Origin of the sequence: Virgibacillus necropolis, from assembly GCF_002224365.1 — a bacterium.
In the GTDB taxonomy this organism is placed as follows: Bacteria; Bacillota; Bacilli; order Bacillales; family Amphibacillaceae; genus Virgibacillus_F; species Virgibacillus_F necropolis.
In genome coordinates, this window is sequence record NZ_CP022437.1 from 189,519 (window position 1) to 205,489 (window position 15,971).

Annotated in this window: 17 protein-coding genes and 1 other annotated feature; all 17 genes read right to left on the reverse strand. The window is 38.0% G+C overall.

What is annotated here, in order from left to right; translation table 11 throughout:
* Positions 1 to 27: 27 nt before the first annotated feature.
* Positions 28 to 453 (reverse strand): 50S ribosomal protein L11, encoded by a 426-nt coding sequence (gene rplK, locus CFK40_RS01030; protein ID WP_152640092.1) that lies wholly within the window; start codon positions 451 to 453, stop codon positions 28 to 30.
* Between the two features lie 166 nt (positions 454 to 619).
* Positions 620 to 1,153 carry a transcription termination/antitermination protein NusG gene (gene nusG / locus CFK40_RS01035; protein WP_089530268.1) on the reverse strand — a complete coding sequence of 178 codons (534 nt, stop codon included), beginning with the start codon at positions 1,151 to 1,153 and terminating at the stop codon, positions 620 to 622.
* Positions 1,154 to 1,396: 243 nt separating this feature from the next.
* Positions 1,397 to 1,570: a preprotein translocase subunit SecE gene (gene secE / locus CFK40_RS01040; RefSeq protein ID WP_089530269.1), complete on the reverse strand. Its 174-nt coding sequence runs from the start codon at positions 1,568 to 1,570 to the stop codon at positions 1,397 to 1,399.
* Positions 1,571 to 1,606: 36 nt separating this feature from the next.
* Entirely contained in the window at positions 1,607 to 1,756 is a 150-nt protein-coding gene (gene rpmG / locus CFK40_RS01045) for a 50S ribosomal protein L33 (protein ID WP_089530270.1), read from the reverse strand.
* A gap of 73 nt (positions 1,757 to 1,829) precedes the next feature.
* Positions 1,830 to 2,480, reverse strand: a complete 651-nt coding sequence (gene sigH / locus CFK40_RS01050; protein ID WP_089530271.1) for an RNA polymerase sporulation sigma factor SigH — start codon at positions 2,478 to 2,480, stop codon at positions 1,830 to 1,832.
* Between the two features lie 117 nt (positions 2,481 to 2,597).
* Complete coding sequence (locus CFK40_RS01055) at positions 2,598 to 3,107, reverse strand: NYN domain-containing protein (RefSeq protein WP_089530272.1); 510 nt, start codon at positions 3,105 to 3,107, stop codon at positions 2,598 to 2,600.
* Positions 3,108 to 3,110: 3 nt separating this feature from the next.
* On the reverse strand, positions 3,111 to 3,854 hold the full coding sequence (rlmB, locus tag CFK40_RS01060; RefSeq protein WP_089530273.1) for a 23S rRNA (guanosine(2251)-2'-O)-methyltransferase RlmB: 744 nt from the start codon (positions 3,852 to 3,854) through the stop codon (positions 3,111 to 3,113).
* A gap of 1 nt (position 3,855) precedes the next feature.
* The gene (locus CFK40_RS01065; protein WP_089530274.1) at positions 3,856 to 4,254 is read right to left on the reverse strand and encodes a Mini-ribonuclease 3; all 399 of its coding nucleotides are present in this window, start codon (positions 4,252 to 4,254) and stop codon (positions 3,856 to 3,858) included.
* 3 nt (positions 4,255 to 4,257) lie between these two features.
* The gene (cysS, locus tag CFK40_RS01070) at positions 4,258 to 5,658 is read right to left on the reverse strand and encodes a cysteine--tRNA ligase (RefSeq protein WP_089530275.1); all 1,401 of its coding nucleotides are present in this window, start codon (positions 5,656 to 5,658) and stop codon (positions 4,258 to 4,260) included.
* The gene (gene cysE, locus CFK40_RS01075; RefSeq protein WP_089530276.1) at positions 5,639 to 6,301 is read right to left on the reverse strand and encodes a serine O-acetyltransferase; all 663 of its coding nucleotides are present in this window, start codon (positions 6,299 to 6,301) and stop codon (positions 5,639 to 5,641) included. Before cysE ends, cysS begins: the two co-directional genes overlap by 20 nt.
* 52 nt (positions 6,302 to 6,353) lie before the next feature.
* Positions 6,354 to 6,572, reverse strand: a binding site (T-box leader).
* Positions 6,573 to 6,617: 45 nt separating this feature from the next.
* Entirely contained in the window at positions 6,618 to 8,087 is a 1,470-nt protein-coding gene (gene gltX, locus CFK40_RS01080) for a glutamate--tRNA ligase (RefSeq protein WP_089530277.1), read from the reverse strand.
* A gap of 379 nt (positions 8,088 to 8,466) precedes the next feature.
* A complete protein-coding gene (locus CFK40_RS01085; RefSeq protein ID WP_089534247.1) occupies positions 8,467 to 9,564 on the reverse strand; it encodes a PIN/TRAM domain-containing protein in 1,098 nt (365 codons plus the stop codon).
* A 188-nt stretch (positions 9,565 to 9,752) separates the two neighbouring features.
* The gene (radA, locus tag CFK40_RS01090) at positions 9,753 to 11,126 is read right to left on the reverse strand and encodes a DNA repair protein RadA (RefSeq protein WP_089530278.1); all 1,374 of its coding nucleotides are present in this window, start codon (positions 11,124 to 11,126) and stop codon (positions 9,753 to 9,755) included.
* A 196-nt stretch (positions 11,127 to 11,322) separates the two neighbouring features.
* Positions 11,323 to 13,752: an ATP-dependent protease ATP-binding subunit ClpC gene (gene clpC / locus CFK40_RS01095; protein ID WP_089530279.1), complete on the reverse strand. Its 2,430-nt coding sequence runs from the start codon at positions 13,750 to 13,752 to the stop codon at positions 11,323 to 11,325.
* A gap of 12 nt (positions 13,753 to 13,764) precedes the next feature.
* A complete protein-coding gene (locus CFK40_RS01100) occupies positions 13,765 to 14,832 on the reverse strand; it encodes a protein-arginine kinase McsB (protein WP_089530280.1) in 1,068 nt (355 codons plus the stop codon).
* On the reverse strand, positions 14,829 to 15,377 hold the full coding sequence (locus tag CFK40_RS01105) for a protein-arginine kinase activator protein McsA (RefSeq protein WP_089530281.1): 549 nt from the start codon (positions 15,375 to 15,377) through the stop codon (positions 14,829 to 14,831). Before CFK40_RS01105 ends, CFK40_RS01100 begins: the two co-directional genes overlap by 4 nt.
* A 14-nt stretch (positions 15,378 to 15,391) precedes the next feature.
* Positions 15,392 to 15,859 (reverse strand): CtsR family transcriptional regulator, encoded by a 468-nt coding sequence (locus tag CFK40_RS01110; protein ID WP_089530282.1) that lies wholly within the window; start codon positions 15,857 to 15,859, stop codon positions 15,392 to 15,394.
* Between the last annotated feature and the right edge of the window lie 112 nt (positions 15,860 to 15,971).

Sequence of the window (15,971 nt, forward strand, 5' to 3'; positions counted from 1 at the left end):
AGCTCGTATATAAAAAGCATAAAGGTATTAGTCTTCTATTGTAATGCCCATGCTACGTGCAGTTCCTTCGACCATGCGCATCGCTGCTTCTACATCAGCGGCGTTTAAGTCAGGCATTTTTGTTTCCGCAATTTCTTTTACTTTATCGCGTTTAACAGTAGCGACTTTATTACGATTAGGTTCACCTGAACCAGATTCTATACCAGCTGCTTTTTTCAACAATACAGCAGCAGGTGGAGTTTTTGTAATAAACGTAAATGAACGGTCTTCAAATACCGAAATTTCAACCGGGATAATCATACCAGCTTCATCTTGCGTACGAGCATTAAATTCCTTACAGAATCCCATGATATTAACACCTGCTTGACCTAATGCTGGTCCTACTGGTGGTGCTGGGTTTGCTTTACCAGCTGGAATTTGTAGTTTTACAATCTTAATTACTTTTTTAGCCACGAGACACACCTCCTTAAAGTCCGTGATGTGGTAATAGGGTTTTTTACCCTCCCACTCATTATTAGCCATTTCCCTCGAAATCAAGGACATAAATAACAAGAGAATTTTAGCATGAATTAGAAAAGAATGCAAGATATTGTATTAGAATTAACAACATTGCTTTACTTTATATTTTTTCAATTTGAGAGAAATCTAGTTCAACTGGGGTTTCTCTACCAAACATATTAACATGTACCTTCACTTTTTGCTTATCAATATCAATATGCTCAATCGATCCTGTGAAATTCGCAAATGGTCCATCATTTACACGTACATTTTCTTTTAAGTCGAAGTCAATTTGGGTTACCGCTTCTGAAACACCCATGCGTTTTAGGACAGTTTCTACCTCATCGGGTAATAACGGGGTAGGCTTAGAACCATGTCCGCTAGATCCAACGAATCCCGTCACTCCAGGTGTGTTACGAACCACATACCAGGAATCATCCGTCATAATCATTTCAGTCAACACATAACCAGGGAAGAACTTCTTTTTAACGACCTTCTTTTTCCCATTTTTAATTTCTGTTTCTTCATCCTCTGGAACAATTACACGAAAGATTTTATCTTCCATCCCCATTGTTTCTACTCGTTTTTCTAAATTCATTTTTACTTTATTTTCATACCCAGAATATGTATGAACAACGTACCAATTTTTCTCCATTTGAACAGGACAACTTTATTGTCCTTCCCTCCCTTGATTAGAAAAGCGGAGGCGACTGGTCTGTCGTGACCCCAAGAAGCCGTAGCTAGACAGAAAGATACAGACAAGCTGCTAGCCTGGACATTTGCTGACATCCGCTCTAAAAATTGTACAATATTAAAAAACCCGTTAAGTCGGGTTTTTTCAAAAGCACTATTAATCTCCATTATAACATAACTAAAGCTTTATTATTCAAGAATATAATTAAAAACTATTTAATACAAGCGTAATCAATTGATCGATAACCGTAAAAAACAATGCTACAAATACCACGGTTGCAATTACAGTAATCGTGTAACTAGTTAGCTCTTTCCCTTTTGGCCAGCTAACTTTCTTCATTTCACGTGATACATTCTTTAAAAATTGGAAAAGCTTCATGGTAGTACCCCCAGACTTCACTTAAAAGGATGCTTCTTATTTAGTTTCACGGTGCAATGTATGTTTTCCACATGTTTTGCAATACTTTCGGACTTCCAATCGACTAGGTTGTGTGGATACATTTTTATTAGTTGAATAGTTTCGACTTGAACACTCTGCACACGCCAAAATTACCTTTTTATTCACTCTATCACCCCATACTAAGGGTTTTTTCACTTCTACTAATGTAGCATTGTTACTATATTGTGTCAATGCTCGTTTATAAGGTTATTTCCTGTGATTCTATCAATTGCTCGAATTTACGTTTTACTCGTTGCAGTGCATTGTCAATTGATTTCACGTGACGTTTTAGTTCCACGGATATCTCTTGATATGACTTGCCATCTAGATATAGATGCAGTGATTTCTTCTCTAACTCGCTTAATAATTCCGATAATTTAGATTCCATATCCGTGTATTTTTCACGGCTCACGAGTAATTCTTGTGGATCAATAGATCTTGAGCCTGCAATAATATCTAATAATGTTCGGTCAGATTCCTCATCATACACTGGTTTGTCGAGTGAAACATAAGAATTCAATGGTATATGCTTTTGTCGTGTTGATGTTTTTACTGCTGTAATAATTTGTCTTGTGATACACAGTTCGGCAAAAGCTTTAAAAGAAGAGAGCTTGTCCGAATCAAAATCACGGATTGCTTTATAAAGACCTATCATACCTTCTTGGACAATATCTTCTTTATCAGCTCCTATTAAAAAATAGGTTCGTGCTTTTGCTCGCACAAAGTTTTTATATTTGTGAATTAAATAATCAAGCGCACGGCTATTACCTTCATGAATAAGATGAATGATAGCGTTATCATCAAGCGCGTTTAAGTTATCGTTTTCTGTCTCTAGCTGCTTGACATTCACAAAAAAGACCTCCCGACACAAAACCTGTCAATATATAGCATTATTATACAGGAGTTGTTTCCAAGTCGTCAATATGAAATCTGTTTAGATGATGCATTATGTAGGCGTTTTCACACCTTATTCGTTGCCACGACGCCACTTTTCGAACTTTTCTAAAATATCATCTGGTAATGGGATTTTGCTGTACCTTTTTTCCTTCTGGTGTTGTTTGATGCTTTTTTCTATTTCTGCTTCCATATCTATTAGTTCGATATATAATTCTCTTGCCGACTTTCGTAGTGCACCTCTTCCAAAAATGGTACGTTGCTCCGCATAGTCAGAGGTAGCAACGTATACTTGGTTCACTACATTTTTTAGTTCCTTTACAAGCTTTTCTATACGTTCATCTGCAGTCTCGTTTTCCTTGGTGTAAATTATTTCTACTCTATATTCCTTCAATTTACTCGCAACACCAGGGACGTAAAATGCATCAAAAATTATAATAACTCGGTAACCAGTAAATGCTTTATATTCAGCCATTTTTTCAATTAAAAGATTGCGAGCCTGTTCAAGATCAATATCCTTCAGCCGCTTCAATTCATCCCAGTCACCTATGATATTATATCCGTCTACAACTAGTACATCCATCACTTAACCCCTTACCGGATACCTTTTCCGGAATACTTCATAAAGTAATAAACTGCATGCTACAGATGCATTTAACGAGGATACTTTCCCTTTTAAAGGAAGGCTTACAGTCCAATCGCATTTCTCTTGTACAAGGCGACTCATCCCTTTACCTTCGTTACCTATGACTAACGCAAGCGGCATTGTTCCGTCAAGTGCGCGATAATCTTCCGTACCATCTGCTGCCGTTCCAACCACCCATACATTCCGTGCCTTCAATTCTTCTATGGTAGTTGCAATATTGGTTACTCGGGTAACTGGTATATGCTCAATCGCACCGGCTGATGTTTTAGCAACAGTCGCAGTAAGGCCAACTGATCGTCGTTTAGGAATGATTACACCATGTACTCCCGTTGCATCGGCTGTTCGTAGAATGGATCCTAAATTATGTGGATCCTCTAGCTCGTCCAAGATAATAAAAAACGGAGCTTCATTTCTTGTTGTTGCGACTTGAAATAAATCATCTAAATCTGCATATTGATAGGACGCAACATATGCAAGAATTCCTTGATGATTACCCTCAGTCAGCTGATCAAGCTTACTTTTTGGAACCTTTTGCACAATTGTGTTCGCAGCCTTTGCCAATTGATTTGCTTTTTTGCTAGCATTAATATTTAGTTGATCGGAAATTAATACCTTATTTACTGAATGACCTGATTTCAATGCTTCAAACACTGGGTTTTTCCCAACAATGATCTCTTGATCCAATTCAGACACTCCCTTCCTCGATAAATTTAATTGCTTCATCTATTAATTCCTTCAACCGCGCTTCATTTTTTTCTAGATAATGATAACCAATCAGCGCTTCAAAAGCAGTGCTATAGCGATATGTTTGAACGGTTGTGTTTTTCGGAATGGAACCTGACTTAGCATTTCGTCCACGTGCAACAATCCGTTCTTCCTCATCTGATAGAACCTGTCTTTCCAGCCAATGCAAGATTATTCTAGCCTGTCCCTTTGCTGATACAAATGTAATAGCCTTTTTATGAAGATCATTAGGCTTCACTTGTCCTGAAAGAATCAAGTGTTCGCGAACACTGACCTCGTAAACCGCATCACCCATGTAAGCTAATGCAAGACTTTTCAGCTGTTTAACGTCCAAATTCATGCATTAGCCTCTTTTCCATCTTGTTCCTTGAGGTGTATCTTCTAACCAGATACTTTTCTCCTTTAATGTATCACGGATTTCATCTGCTCGTTTAAAGTCACGGTTTTTGCGGGCATCGATACGTTCCTGAATCAAGGCATCTATATCCGCGTCAAGTAATTCTTCCTCTTCTTTTACTTGGATTCCAAGCACTTCAAAAATAGTAGCTATACTAGCTTGAAACGACTGAATAACCTTTGTTGATGTGTGCTTCGATTTTAAATATAAATTTGCTTCTTTTGTTAAATCAAACAATACAGAGATTGCATTTGCCGTATTAAAATCATCATCCATTGCTTCTTCAAACTTTTGATTTAGGTTCGAGATTTTCCCTTCCCATTCCTCAACCTGTTGATCAAAGTTAGTACTTGTATTCTTTCTATGCTCTAAGTTATCGTAGGCATTTTTTATTCGTTCATAGCTGCTTTTTGCGCCTTCTAATAATTCTTCGCTGAAGTTAATTGGATTGCGGTAATGAACACTTAACATGAAAAATCGAATGATACGTGGATCGTGTTGTTCAATTAATTCTTTCGTTAAGACAAAGTTTCCAAGTGATTTGGACATCTTTTCATTATCGATATTAATATAGCCATTGTGCATCCAGTACCTAGCAAATGACTTTCCATTCATTGCTTCTGATTGGGCAATTTCATTTTCATGGTGAGGAAATGTTAGGTCTTGGCCACCTGCGTGTATATCAATAGTTTCACCCAGATACTTTTTAGCCATTGCAGAACATTCAATATGCCAGCCTGGTCGCCCCTGTCCCCATGGTGAATCCCAAGCAATTTCTCCTTGTTTTGCTTTTTTCCAAAGTGCAAAATCAAGTGGATCCTCTTTTTTCTCACCAATTTGAATTCGCGCGCCAGAACGTAGATCGTCAATTGACTGATGAGAAAGCTTGCCATATTCATTAAAAGAACGAGGTTTAAAGTAAACATCACCCTCTACCTCATAAGCGAAGCCTTTATCAACTAATGTCGCAACAAATGTTATAATATCATCCATTGTTTCCGTAACACGTGGATTATGTGTAGCCTTTTTTACACCGAGCGCAGCGACATCTTCATGATAAGCATCAATAAAACGGTTCGTTAAAGTTGGAATTTCTTCGCCTAATTCATTGGCAACTTTAATAATTTTGTCATCTACATCAGTAAAATTGAGTACATAATTTACCGCATATCCTTTATACTCCAAATACCTTCTAACGGAATCAAAAACAATTGCGGGGCGAGCATTACCGATATGGATAAAATTATAAACCGTTGGACCACAGACATACATGCTAACCTTTCCTTCTTCTAATGGTGTGAAGGGTTCCTTTTGTCTTGTTAATGTATTATAAATTGTGATTGTCATTATGTTTCCCCTCTTTCAAGTTAGCTATTTCAGCAGTTAATAATCGGATTTCCGTTTCCATTTGATTGCAGCGGTCATCAACAGGATCCGGCATTTTATGATGATCCAAATCCCGTCTTACTTTTTTTCCATTTTGAATAACGACACGTCCTGGTATACCTACCACAGTGGAGTTTTCTGGAACATCATGTAACACAACGGATCCGCCACCAACCTTTGAATTCTCGCCAATTACAATCGATCCTAATACTTTTGCACCTGTTGAAATAAGAACGTTATTTTCAATCGTCGGATGACGTTTTCCTTTCTCTTTTCCAGTACCACCTAAGGTTACGCCTTGGTAAATGGTAACATTATCCCCAATCTCACATGTTTCCCCAATGACTACTCCCATTCCATGGTCAATGAAAAATCTATCGCCAATCTGCGCGCCCGGGTGTATTTCTATCCCGGTAAAAAAACGACTAATCTGCGAAATAACACGTGCGATAAAAAATAAATTCCGTTTATAAAAAGTATGTGCAATTCGGTGCGACCATATAGCATGTAATCCTGAATAAGTTAAAAATACTTCAAAATGAGTTCGAGCCGCTGGATCCTGTTCGAATACAACATCCATATCTGATTTCATCCGCTTAAACATTCTTGTACCCCCTTTTTGTTAACAACATAAAAAACGCCCCTGTGTATTCCTACACAGAGACGCTTATGGCGCGGTTCCACTCTGTTTGAAGCAAAAAAGATCAGCTCCCAACTTTATCTCTAATAACGGAAGAGTACCGCTGTTATGTACTAATTTCCATAACAGACTCTAAAGGTGCATTTCGAAAACATCGCTTAGAATCACTTTCAGCAGGTGATGATTCTCTCTAAATAAGCTAGAGGTTTTCTACTTCTCCTTCTCAGGCGTTCAATATTGTAGTATTACTATATTATACTTTTATTTAAATGTGAATCAATTAAGCTTTTAATTCGTGTAGGATTTCATCGAGCCGCTTAATAATCGTGTCTTTCCCTAACAACTCAATTGCCATAGGGAGCTCTGGCCCATGTGTTTGACCAGTAGTTGCGACACGTATTGGCATAAACAAATTCTTTCCTTTTTGTTTCGTTTCCTTCTGTGTTTCTTTTATTGCAGCTTTAATTGTACCTTTATTAAATTCATCTAGATGAATAAGCTTATCGGTATAAACCTGGAGCACTTCGGGAACCTGTTCTCCGCGAAGAACTTCCATTGCATCCTCATCATACTCAATCTTTTCATTAAAAAATAACTCGGTTAATTCCACGATTTCTGCGCCATATCGAAGCTGTTCTTCGTATAATGAAATCACATTTTCTGCCCAAACCCTTTTTTCATCATCCATATCCTTTGGCAAGCGACCAGCGTCAATTAAATATGGTAACGTCAACCCGACAATCGTATCATGATCCAACGTTTTAATGTATTCATTATTCATCCATTTTAACTTTTGCTGATCAAAAATAGCGGCAGAAGTTGATAAACGCTCAGGGTCGAATATTTCAATTAACTTATTTTTATCGAAAATTTCTTCCTCACCAACTGGAGACCAGCCAAGCAATGTTATGAAGTTGAACATTGCCTCGGGTAAATAACCCATATTATGATATTGCTCAATAAATTGTAAAACATGTTGATCACGTTTACTTAACTTTTTACGTTCTTCATTTAAGATTAATGTCATATGACCAAAGGTTGGTGCTTCCCATCCAAATGCATCATAAACCATCATTTGTTTTGGTGTATTTGAAATATGCTCCTCACCGCGGAGAATATGAGTAATACGCATTAAGTGGTCATCAATTGCAACCGCGAAATTATACGTTGGTATCCCGTTCTTTTTTACGATAACCCAATCACCAAAATCGCTTGATTCAAAGGTAATATCCCCGCGTACAATATCATTAAATTTATAGGTTTTATTTTTAGGAACTCGCATCCGGATACTTGGCTTGCGTCCTTCCTGTTCAAAGGCTGCAATTTGAGCTTCTGATAGATCACAATGAGCACCAGAATATTTAGGAACTTGCCCATTAGCCTTTTGTTCTTCTCTTTCTTCTTCTAGCTCTTCTTCTGTCATGTAGCATTTATACGCAAGTCCCTTTTCTAGAAGCTCATTTAGATATTTCGTGTACAAGTCCAATCGTTCCATTTGACGGTATGGACCATAATCGCCACCAATATCAGCGCCTTCATCCCATTCAATACCTAACCATTTCAAAAATTCAAGCTGGCTTTCTTCCCCTCCAACCACATTACGCTTAGCATCTGTATCTTCAGTTCGGATAATAAATTTACCATCAAAATGCTTGGCATACAGATAGTTAAATAAAGCTGTACGCGCATTTCCTATATGTAAATGACCAGTAGGACTTGGCGCGTATCGTACACGAACATCTTTTGTCATGATGTTACCCCTTCCACGTTTTTTAGTCTCTGACGCTTTTCGTCGCTGAGCAAGCCTGCTCCGCTTTTCTTGTCTAGCTGCGGCTCCTTGGGGTTCGCGTCATAAGCAATGAACACTCCCGAGTGCAAAGAGCAGCACTCTTCGGTTCTTTGCTTATGCGTTTCACCCCAGAACAGTCGCCTCCGCTTTTCTTGTCTAGCTGCGGCTCCTAGAAGCTGCCGTCATAAGCAAGGAACTCTCGAACGCGGTAACCCATGCGTTCTACGGTTCATTGCTTATGCATCCGCTTCTGACCAGTCGCCTCCGCTTTTCTTAATAACAAAAAGCGATAACAGGACTTGTTATCACCTTTTGGTTTCCTTTTTAAGTTATACCCTTTTTACTGTGCTTTTTCAAGTAATTTTGGTTTTGCAAAAATCATTCTACCTGCAGATGTTTGCAGAACACTTGTAATTAATACTTCTATTGTTTTGCCGATATAATTACGTCCTTCTTCCACAACAATCATTGTGCCATCATCTAAATAAGCAATTCCTTGATTCTGTTCTTTACCATCTTTAATCACTTGAACCATCAACTCTTCTCCAGGTAATACAACTGGTTTAACAGCGTTTGCCAAATCGTTAATGTTCAATACATGAACACCTTGGAAATCACAAACTTTATTCAAGTTAAAATCATTGGTAACAACTATACCATCTATTACTTTCGCCAGCTTGATTAGCTTGCTATCAACCTCTTGTATTTCTTCAAAATCACCTTCATAGATTTCAACATTTACTGGAATTTCCTTTTGGATTCGGTTTAAAACATCAAGTCCACGTCGCCCTCTATTCCGCTTCAAGACATCAGAGGAATCAGCAATATGCTGTAATTCACCCAGAACAAATTCTGGAATAACGATTGTTCCTTCTAAAAAACTAGTTTGACATATATCAGCTATTCGCCCGTCAATAATTACACTAGTATCAAGTATTTTTGCTTTAGGCTGAATTCTTTCAGTAGTTTCTGTTTCATCTGATTTTTTACGTTCTCTATCTTTTCTATTTACCGTAAGGAGAGTTAAAAACTCATCACGACGTCTAAATCCAACTTGAAAACCAAAGTAACCTAAGAAAAACGTTAAAAATAGCGGAATAACTTGTGAAACCAATTCAATTTGAATATCTTTTAATGGAATATTGATTAAAAATGCAATTACTAACCCAATAATTAATCCTAAACTTCCAAAGAATAAATCACCTACTGGTAATTTGATGAGTGTATCTTCAGTCCATCGCAGGAACCCTACGATATAGTCTGTTGCCCAGTATGTGATAAGAAATAGAATGATTGCACCTAACAATAAACCTAAATATGGTGACGCCACCCACTTCACATCAGTAAAATTCAACAATTTAATAATATCCGGGATATATAAATATCCAATGGTAGCTCCTGCAATAAGAAAAAATAAATGCACAATTTTTTTCAGCACCATTTCCACCTCCTATCATTTAGTATTACCTATTTCTTTATATAATAACCCCGTCTCAAGCCATAACTGGGCATTTCTGTATTTAAAGAATAACATAACCGTTATTTTCAGTCAATTTGGTAAACAATATATTTTATCACAGTAGTATTAATGTGTCAATTTGTATTAATTTGGAAATTATTAGCATATTACTTGGAAACACCAACATTTAATGCTTCCTGGACACTATTCACGCCTATAACCTGAATAGAGCTTGGCGGTGTCCATCCACCTAAATTTTTCTTTGGACAGATAACCCGCTTAAACCCAAGCTTGGCCGCTTCCTGAACCCTTTGCTCAATTCGGGAGACACGTCTTATTTCCCCAGTTAAGCCAACTTCTCCAACGAAAATATCATCTGGTTTTGTGGGTTGATCACGAAAGCTTGATGCTATACTTACCGCTATCGCTAAATCAATAGCAGGCTCGTCTAGCTTTACTCCACCAGCAACTTTCACGTAAGCATCCTGATTTTGCAGCATAAGCCCTACCCGTTTTTCAAGTACGGCCATCAGTAATGGTACCCGATTGTTATCAAAGCCAGTTGCCATTCGCCTTGGATTACCAAAACTTGATGGCGAAATTAATGCTTGTATTTCGACAAGTACTGGTCTTGTTCCTTCCATTGACGCAACAATTGTTGAGCCAGCAGCACCACGCGATCGTTCCTCAAGGAAAATTTCAGAAGGATTCATGACTTCTACAAGACCTTCTTCCTTCATTTCAAAAATACCCATTTCATTGGTACTTCCAAAGCGGTTCTTTACTCCGCGCAATATTCTAAATGTATGGTGACGTTCTCCTTCAAAGTATAGAACAGCATCAACCATATGTTCGAGTATACGCGGCCCTGCAATCGAACCTTCCTTGGTTACATGACCAACGATAAATATTGGGATGCCATTTGACTTAGCAATTTTCATTAACTCACTAGTGCATTCACGTACTTGGGATACACTACCAGGGGCACTCGTTATTTCTTCTCTAAATATCGTTTGGATTGAATCAATAACGACAAACGATGGTTTTAACTCAGAAATTTGATTCGATATATCATATAAATTTGTTTCTGCAAGGACATACAACAAATCCGATTTAATCGCTAAACGATCCGCACGAAGCTTCGTTTGTTTGGCGGATTCCTCACCAGAAATATAGAGTACTGGTAATTTCTTGTCGGCTAGTTGAGATGATATTTGTAATAGTAATGTAGATTTGCCTATACCTGGGTCACCACCTATTAACACAAGCGATCCAGGTACTACCCCGCCACCGAGAACTCGATTAAACTCTTTCATTTGCGTTGTAATTCGTGGCTCTTTATCTGATTCTATTGTTGTTATTTTCTGTGGTTTGCTTTGCGTATTAGCAATGGTTCCACTAGCATGACGATTGTTTTTACTTGATGACTCAATTTCCTCTACTAAAGTATTCCAATTGTTGCATCCTGGGCATTTCCCCATCCATTTGGCAGACTCATAGCCACATTCCTGGCATACATATTTAACTTTACGTTTTGCCAAAATGATTCATCCCTTTCAACCCCTGTATATCTATTCTATACGAAATACATCATGTAAAAGTTACAGGTTTCTATCAATTAGTTAAATTTTTTTCCATACTTATGCCACAACTTACAGTTTGACATGACTTTATGAATACTATAAAAAGCTAGAAGGACTTTACCTTCTAGCCTTTTAACTTTTTCAGCAATTTTTTCTATGGTAGAACAATAAAGTCACCTTTATTATTTAGGCCTACTTTTACTTTCTGACCTTTTGCTATCGTTTCTTTCAGTAATTCTTCTGATAGCAAATCTTCAATATTTTTCTGAATGGCACGACGTAATGGACGTGCACCATATTCAGGATCGAATCCATCGTTTGCTATCTTTTCAATAGCCTTATCTGTTAATGTAAAGTCAATTTCACTTTGTTTCAGACGTTGCTGAAGCTGTTGAATCATAAGTGTCACAATATCCTTCATGTGTTTTCTTTCTAAAGAATGGAACACGATAATCTCATCAATACGGTTTAAGAATTCAGGACGAAATGCTTTTTTCATTTCTTCGGTAATCTTAGCTTTCATGTCCTTATAATCGCGGCCTTCTTCTTCTAAATTAAAGCCTACATGCTTATTCTTTTTCAACTCACTTGCTCCAACATTTGAAGTCATAATGAGTACCGTATTGCGGAAGTCCACAAGACGACCTTTCGAATCCGTTAATCTACCGTCTTCTAATACTTGTAATAGAATATTAAAAACTTCTGGATGTGCTTTCTCTACTTCGTCAAGTAGTACCACAGAATATGGTTTTCGACGAACCTTCTCAGTTAGTTGACCACCCTCTTCATAACCTACATAACCAGGAGGGGAACCGACTAAACGAGACGTAGAGTGCTTTTCCATATACTCTGACATATCGACACGAATCATTGCATCCTCTTCTCCAAACATAGACTCTGCTAGAGCACGAGCAAGCTCTGTTTTACCTACGCCTGTTGGGCCTAAGAATATAAACGAACCAATTGGACGTTTCGGATCTTTAAGTCCTGCTCTCGCACGACGAATTGCTTTTGAAATAGCCTTAACCGCTTCCTCTTGACCAATTACACGACCGTGGAGAATTTCTTCCATGTTTAATAGACGATCACTTTCATCTTTTGTTAGTTTAGCTACAGGGACACCAGTCCAGATTGAAACTACTGCTGCGATATCCTCTATTGTAACTTCTGAATCTTCTTGCCCTTGCTTTTCTTTCCACTGATTTTTCGTTTGCTCTAACTCTTCACGAAGCTTTTGCTCTGAATCACGTAAGGAAGCAGCTTTCTCAAATTCCTGACTTTGTACAGCAGCATCTTTTTCCTTGCGAACTTCTTCAAGCTTTTGTTCTAATTCTTTTAAATTTGGTGGAATTGTATAGGAACGTAAGCGTACTTTCGAACCAGCTTCGTCAATCAAGTCAATTGCTTTGTCCGGTAAAAATCGATCAGTTATATAGCGGTTCGACAGGTTTGCCGCTGCATCAATAGCCTCATCTGTAATTGTTACACGATGGTGTGCTTCATATCGGTCACGAAGCCCCCGCAAGATCTGAATTGTTTCATCAAGTGTTGGCTCATCTACTTGAATCGGTTGAAAACGACGTTCTAATGCAGCGTCTTTTTCGATATATTTACGATATTCATCAAGTGTCGTAGCCCCAATACATTGAAGCTCACCACGAGCAAGTGATGGTTTTAAAATGTTTGATGCATCAATCGCACCCTCTGCACCACCGGCACCAATCAATGTATGCAATTCATCAATAAATAATATAATATTGCCTGCTTGCCTAATTTCTTCCATAACCTTTTTTAATCGATCTTCAAACTCGCCTCGATATTTCGTACCTGCTACTACAGTACCCATGTCAAGGGTCATAACCCGCTTATCACGGAGTGTCTCTGGCACTTCGTTATCAATAATCTGTTGTGCTAATCCTTCTGCTACAGCAGTTTTACCGACACCAGGCTCACCAACAAGAACTGGATTATTTTTAGTACGACGACTAAGTATTTGAATCACGCGTTCTATTTCTTTCCCACGCCCGATCACTGGATCCACGTTACCTTCCTTTGCAATAGCAGTTAAATCACGTGCTAACGAATCAAGTGTAGGCGTATTTGCGTTCGTTGCTTGCCCCGCGCGGCCCTGGCGGTTTGCTTGTGATTCATTGCTCCCTAACAGCTGTAAAACCTGTTGTCTAGCCTTATTCAAACTAACACCTAGATTATTTAAAACGCGAGCTGCAACACCTTCCCCTTCACGGATAAGACCTAGCAGAATATGCTCGGTACCTACATAAGAATGACCTAGCTTCCTTGCTTCATCTTGGGAAAGCTCAACTACCTTTTTGGCCCTAGGAGTATAGTGTATCGTCTGCATTGGTTGTTTTCCTACACCAATGAGTTGCTCTACTTCTTGCTGAATTTTTTCAATCTCCAAACCCAATGATTGCAATGCTTTAGCGGCAATTCCTTCCCCTTCACGTACAAGGCCTAACAGTATATGTTCTGTTCCAATATTATTATGGCCAAGCCGTACTGCCTCTTCCTGTGATAGTGCCAATACTTTTTGAGCTCTTTCTGTAAAACGTCCAAACATCATATGGCTTTCCTCCTATTTTTTCTCCAATTGTAATCGTTCACGAATAAGTGTAGCCCTTAGTACATCCCTTTTCTTTGGTGTTAGACTTTCCTTTGCATATTGCTGAAGGAAACCAGGTTGAGTTAGAACCATTAATTCATTAAGTATGCTTTTGGATACATCTTTAATCATTCCCAAATCAATCCCAAGCCTAACATTTGATAAGCACTTAGCTGCTTCTGTTGATTCAATAATACGACTGTACTCTAATACCCCATAAGAGCGATAGATACGATCCTCAAGTCGTGTACTGGATTGTTCCATAAGTTTATTTCTAGCTGTTCTTTCTTGTTCAATTAGCTGTCCGACAACACTTTGTAAATCTTGCACAATATCTTCTTCAGACTTTCCGAGTGTAATTTGGTTAGAGATTTGAAAAACATTCCCTACAGCTTCACTGCCTTCCCCGTATATCCCCCGCACAACCAGCCCTAATTGGTTAATAGCTGGAATCATGCGATTTATTTGCTGTGTAATTGTTAATGCTGGTAGGTGCATCATGACAGAAGCTCTCATACCCGTACCAACATTTGTCGGGCAACTGGTTAAATACCCTCTTGTTTCATCATATGCATAGTTAATTTTCTCTTCCAACCAATCATCAAATTCAAATGCTTTTTCCAGTGCTTTATTCAATTGAAACCCTGGAAAATATAATTGAATTCGAATATGATCTTCTTCATTAACCATTACAGAAACCTGTTCACTTTTTGAAATTAAGGATGCTGCAGTGTCAGCGTGTTTTGCAAGATGCGGACTGATTAGATGTTTTTCAACTAAAACGCGCTTTTCGGTAGCACTCAAATCACGCATCGGCACAAATTGAAAGTCTTCATATTCTTGAAAAGATTGATGTTCATATTCCTTTTTTATAAACTCTTTTATTTTTCCCAGTTCTTCTTTTTCAGCAATGATTGGATATGCAGCATGGGCAAAATTACGCGCTAAACGAATTCTACTACTTAAAACAATGTCACTATCTGGTCCATCACAGCGCATCCATGGACTGATCGCCTCATTCATAAATTGTTGCAACGTCATACTTGATCACCATCCTCAGTCCTATGCATTTCCTTTTCTAGTTCACGAATTTTGTCTCGAATTTCAGCAGCTTCTTCAAAAGCCTCATTACTAATTAAATGTCCTAATTTTGCTTTATATTCATCCACTTGTTTCCTTGTGTGTAAATTGCCACCTTGACGTTTAGGAATTTTTCCATAGTGCCTTGTATTACCACTATGGACACGGCGAAACACAGGATCCAAATGGTCTGAAAATGTATGGTAACACTCTGCACAACCAAATTTACCAACCCGTTTAAATTCAGAAAAAGTCATTTCACATTTAGGACATTGCAATTCCTTTGAAGGTTGGTTAGTAGATGAATTTTGTTTACCTATTGATGCTGCATCAAAATTAAAAAGTCCTGTTAATAAGCTGTGAAGAGAATAACCTTCTTCCGGATATGTCATATATCCCTTTTCTTTTGCACAAATTTCACACAAATGTATCTCAGTTTTATTTCCGTTGATGACCTGTGCGAAATGTAGGGATGCAGGACGTTGATTACACTCTTGACATTCCATTAACTTCCCTCCTCTTAAGAATTCAAATATTTCAATGTTGTGAGCATCGCAGTTAATACTCGTGCTCTAACTTCATCACGAAGCGGTAATTGAAATGATAATACATTTCGATCCATTGCACTAAGAATAATCTTAGCTTCACGCTCTGTAATTAGTTCTTCCTCTAATAAACGCTCTAGAATATCAATTGATGCTTGCTGTGTCACAGCAGGACTAATCATTTCAATAATTTCATTGATTAAATCAGACTTCTCTTGGTATTTAATGCGTATAATACGTATATACCCTCCACCGCCGCGTTTACTTTCTACTATATACCCTTTTTCCACAGTGAAACGCGTATTAATCACATAATTAATCTGCGATGGAACACATTGAAACTGATTAGCAATTTCACTTCGTTTAATCTCGATAGCATCTTGTCGTGCTGCCTCTAATATCTTCTTTAAATGTTGTTCAATGATATCAGATATATTACTCAAAAGTGCTCCTCCTCGTTATTCTATTGGCAATGTTGTTGATAGTAAATGTATATCATGGGGCTCATTTGTAAATAATGTTGATTGACTTTGACTATCTTTGACTTTATTTATA

Excerpts from the sequence above, each read along its gene's own strand:
- nusG (WP_089530268.1), bottom strand. The coding sequence starts at position 1,153 with ATGGAGAAAAATTGGTACGTTGTTCATACATATTCTGGGTATGAAAAT.
- secE (WP_089530269.1), bottom strand. The coding sequence starts at position 1,570 with ATGAAGCTTTTCCAATTTTTAAAGAATGTATCACGTGAAATGAAGAAA.
- CFK40_RS01055 (WP_089530272.1), bottom strand. The coding sequence starts at position 3,107 with ATGGATGTACTAGTTGTAGACGGATATAATATCATAGGTGACTGGGAT.
- CFK40_RS01065 (WP_089530274.1), bottom strand. The coding sequence starts at position 4,254 with ATGAATTTGGACGTTAAACAGCTGAAAAGTCTTGCATTAGCTTACATG.
- cysS (WP_089530275.1), bottom strand. The coding sequence starts at position 5,658 with ATGACAATCACAATTTATAATACATTAACAAGACAAAAGGAACCCTTC.
- cysE (WP_089530276.1), bottom strand. The coding sequence starts at position 6,301 with ATGTTTAAGCGGATGAAATCAGATATGGATGTTGTATTCGAACAGGAT.
- gltX (WP_089530277.1), bottom strand. The coding sequence starts at position 8,087 with ATGACAAAAGATGTTCGTGTACGATACGCGCCAAGTCCTACTGGTCAT.
- clpC (WP_089530279.1), bottom strand. The coding sequence starts at position 13,752 with ATGATGTTTGGACGTTTTACAGAAAGAGCTCAAAAAGTATTGGCACTA.
- CFK40_RS01100 (WP_089530280.1), bottom strand. The coding sequence starts at position 14,832 with ATGACGTTGCAACAATTTATGAATGAGGCGATCAGTCCATGGATGCGC.
- CFK40_RS01105 (WP_089530281.1), bottom strand. The coding sequence starts at position 15,377 with ATGGAATGTCAAGAGTGTAATCAACGTCCTGCATCCCTACATTTCGCA.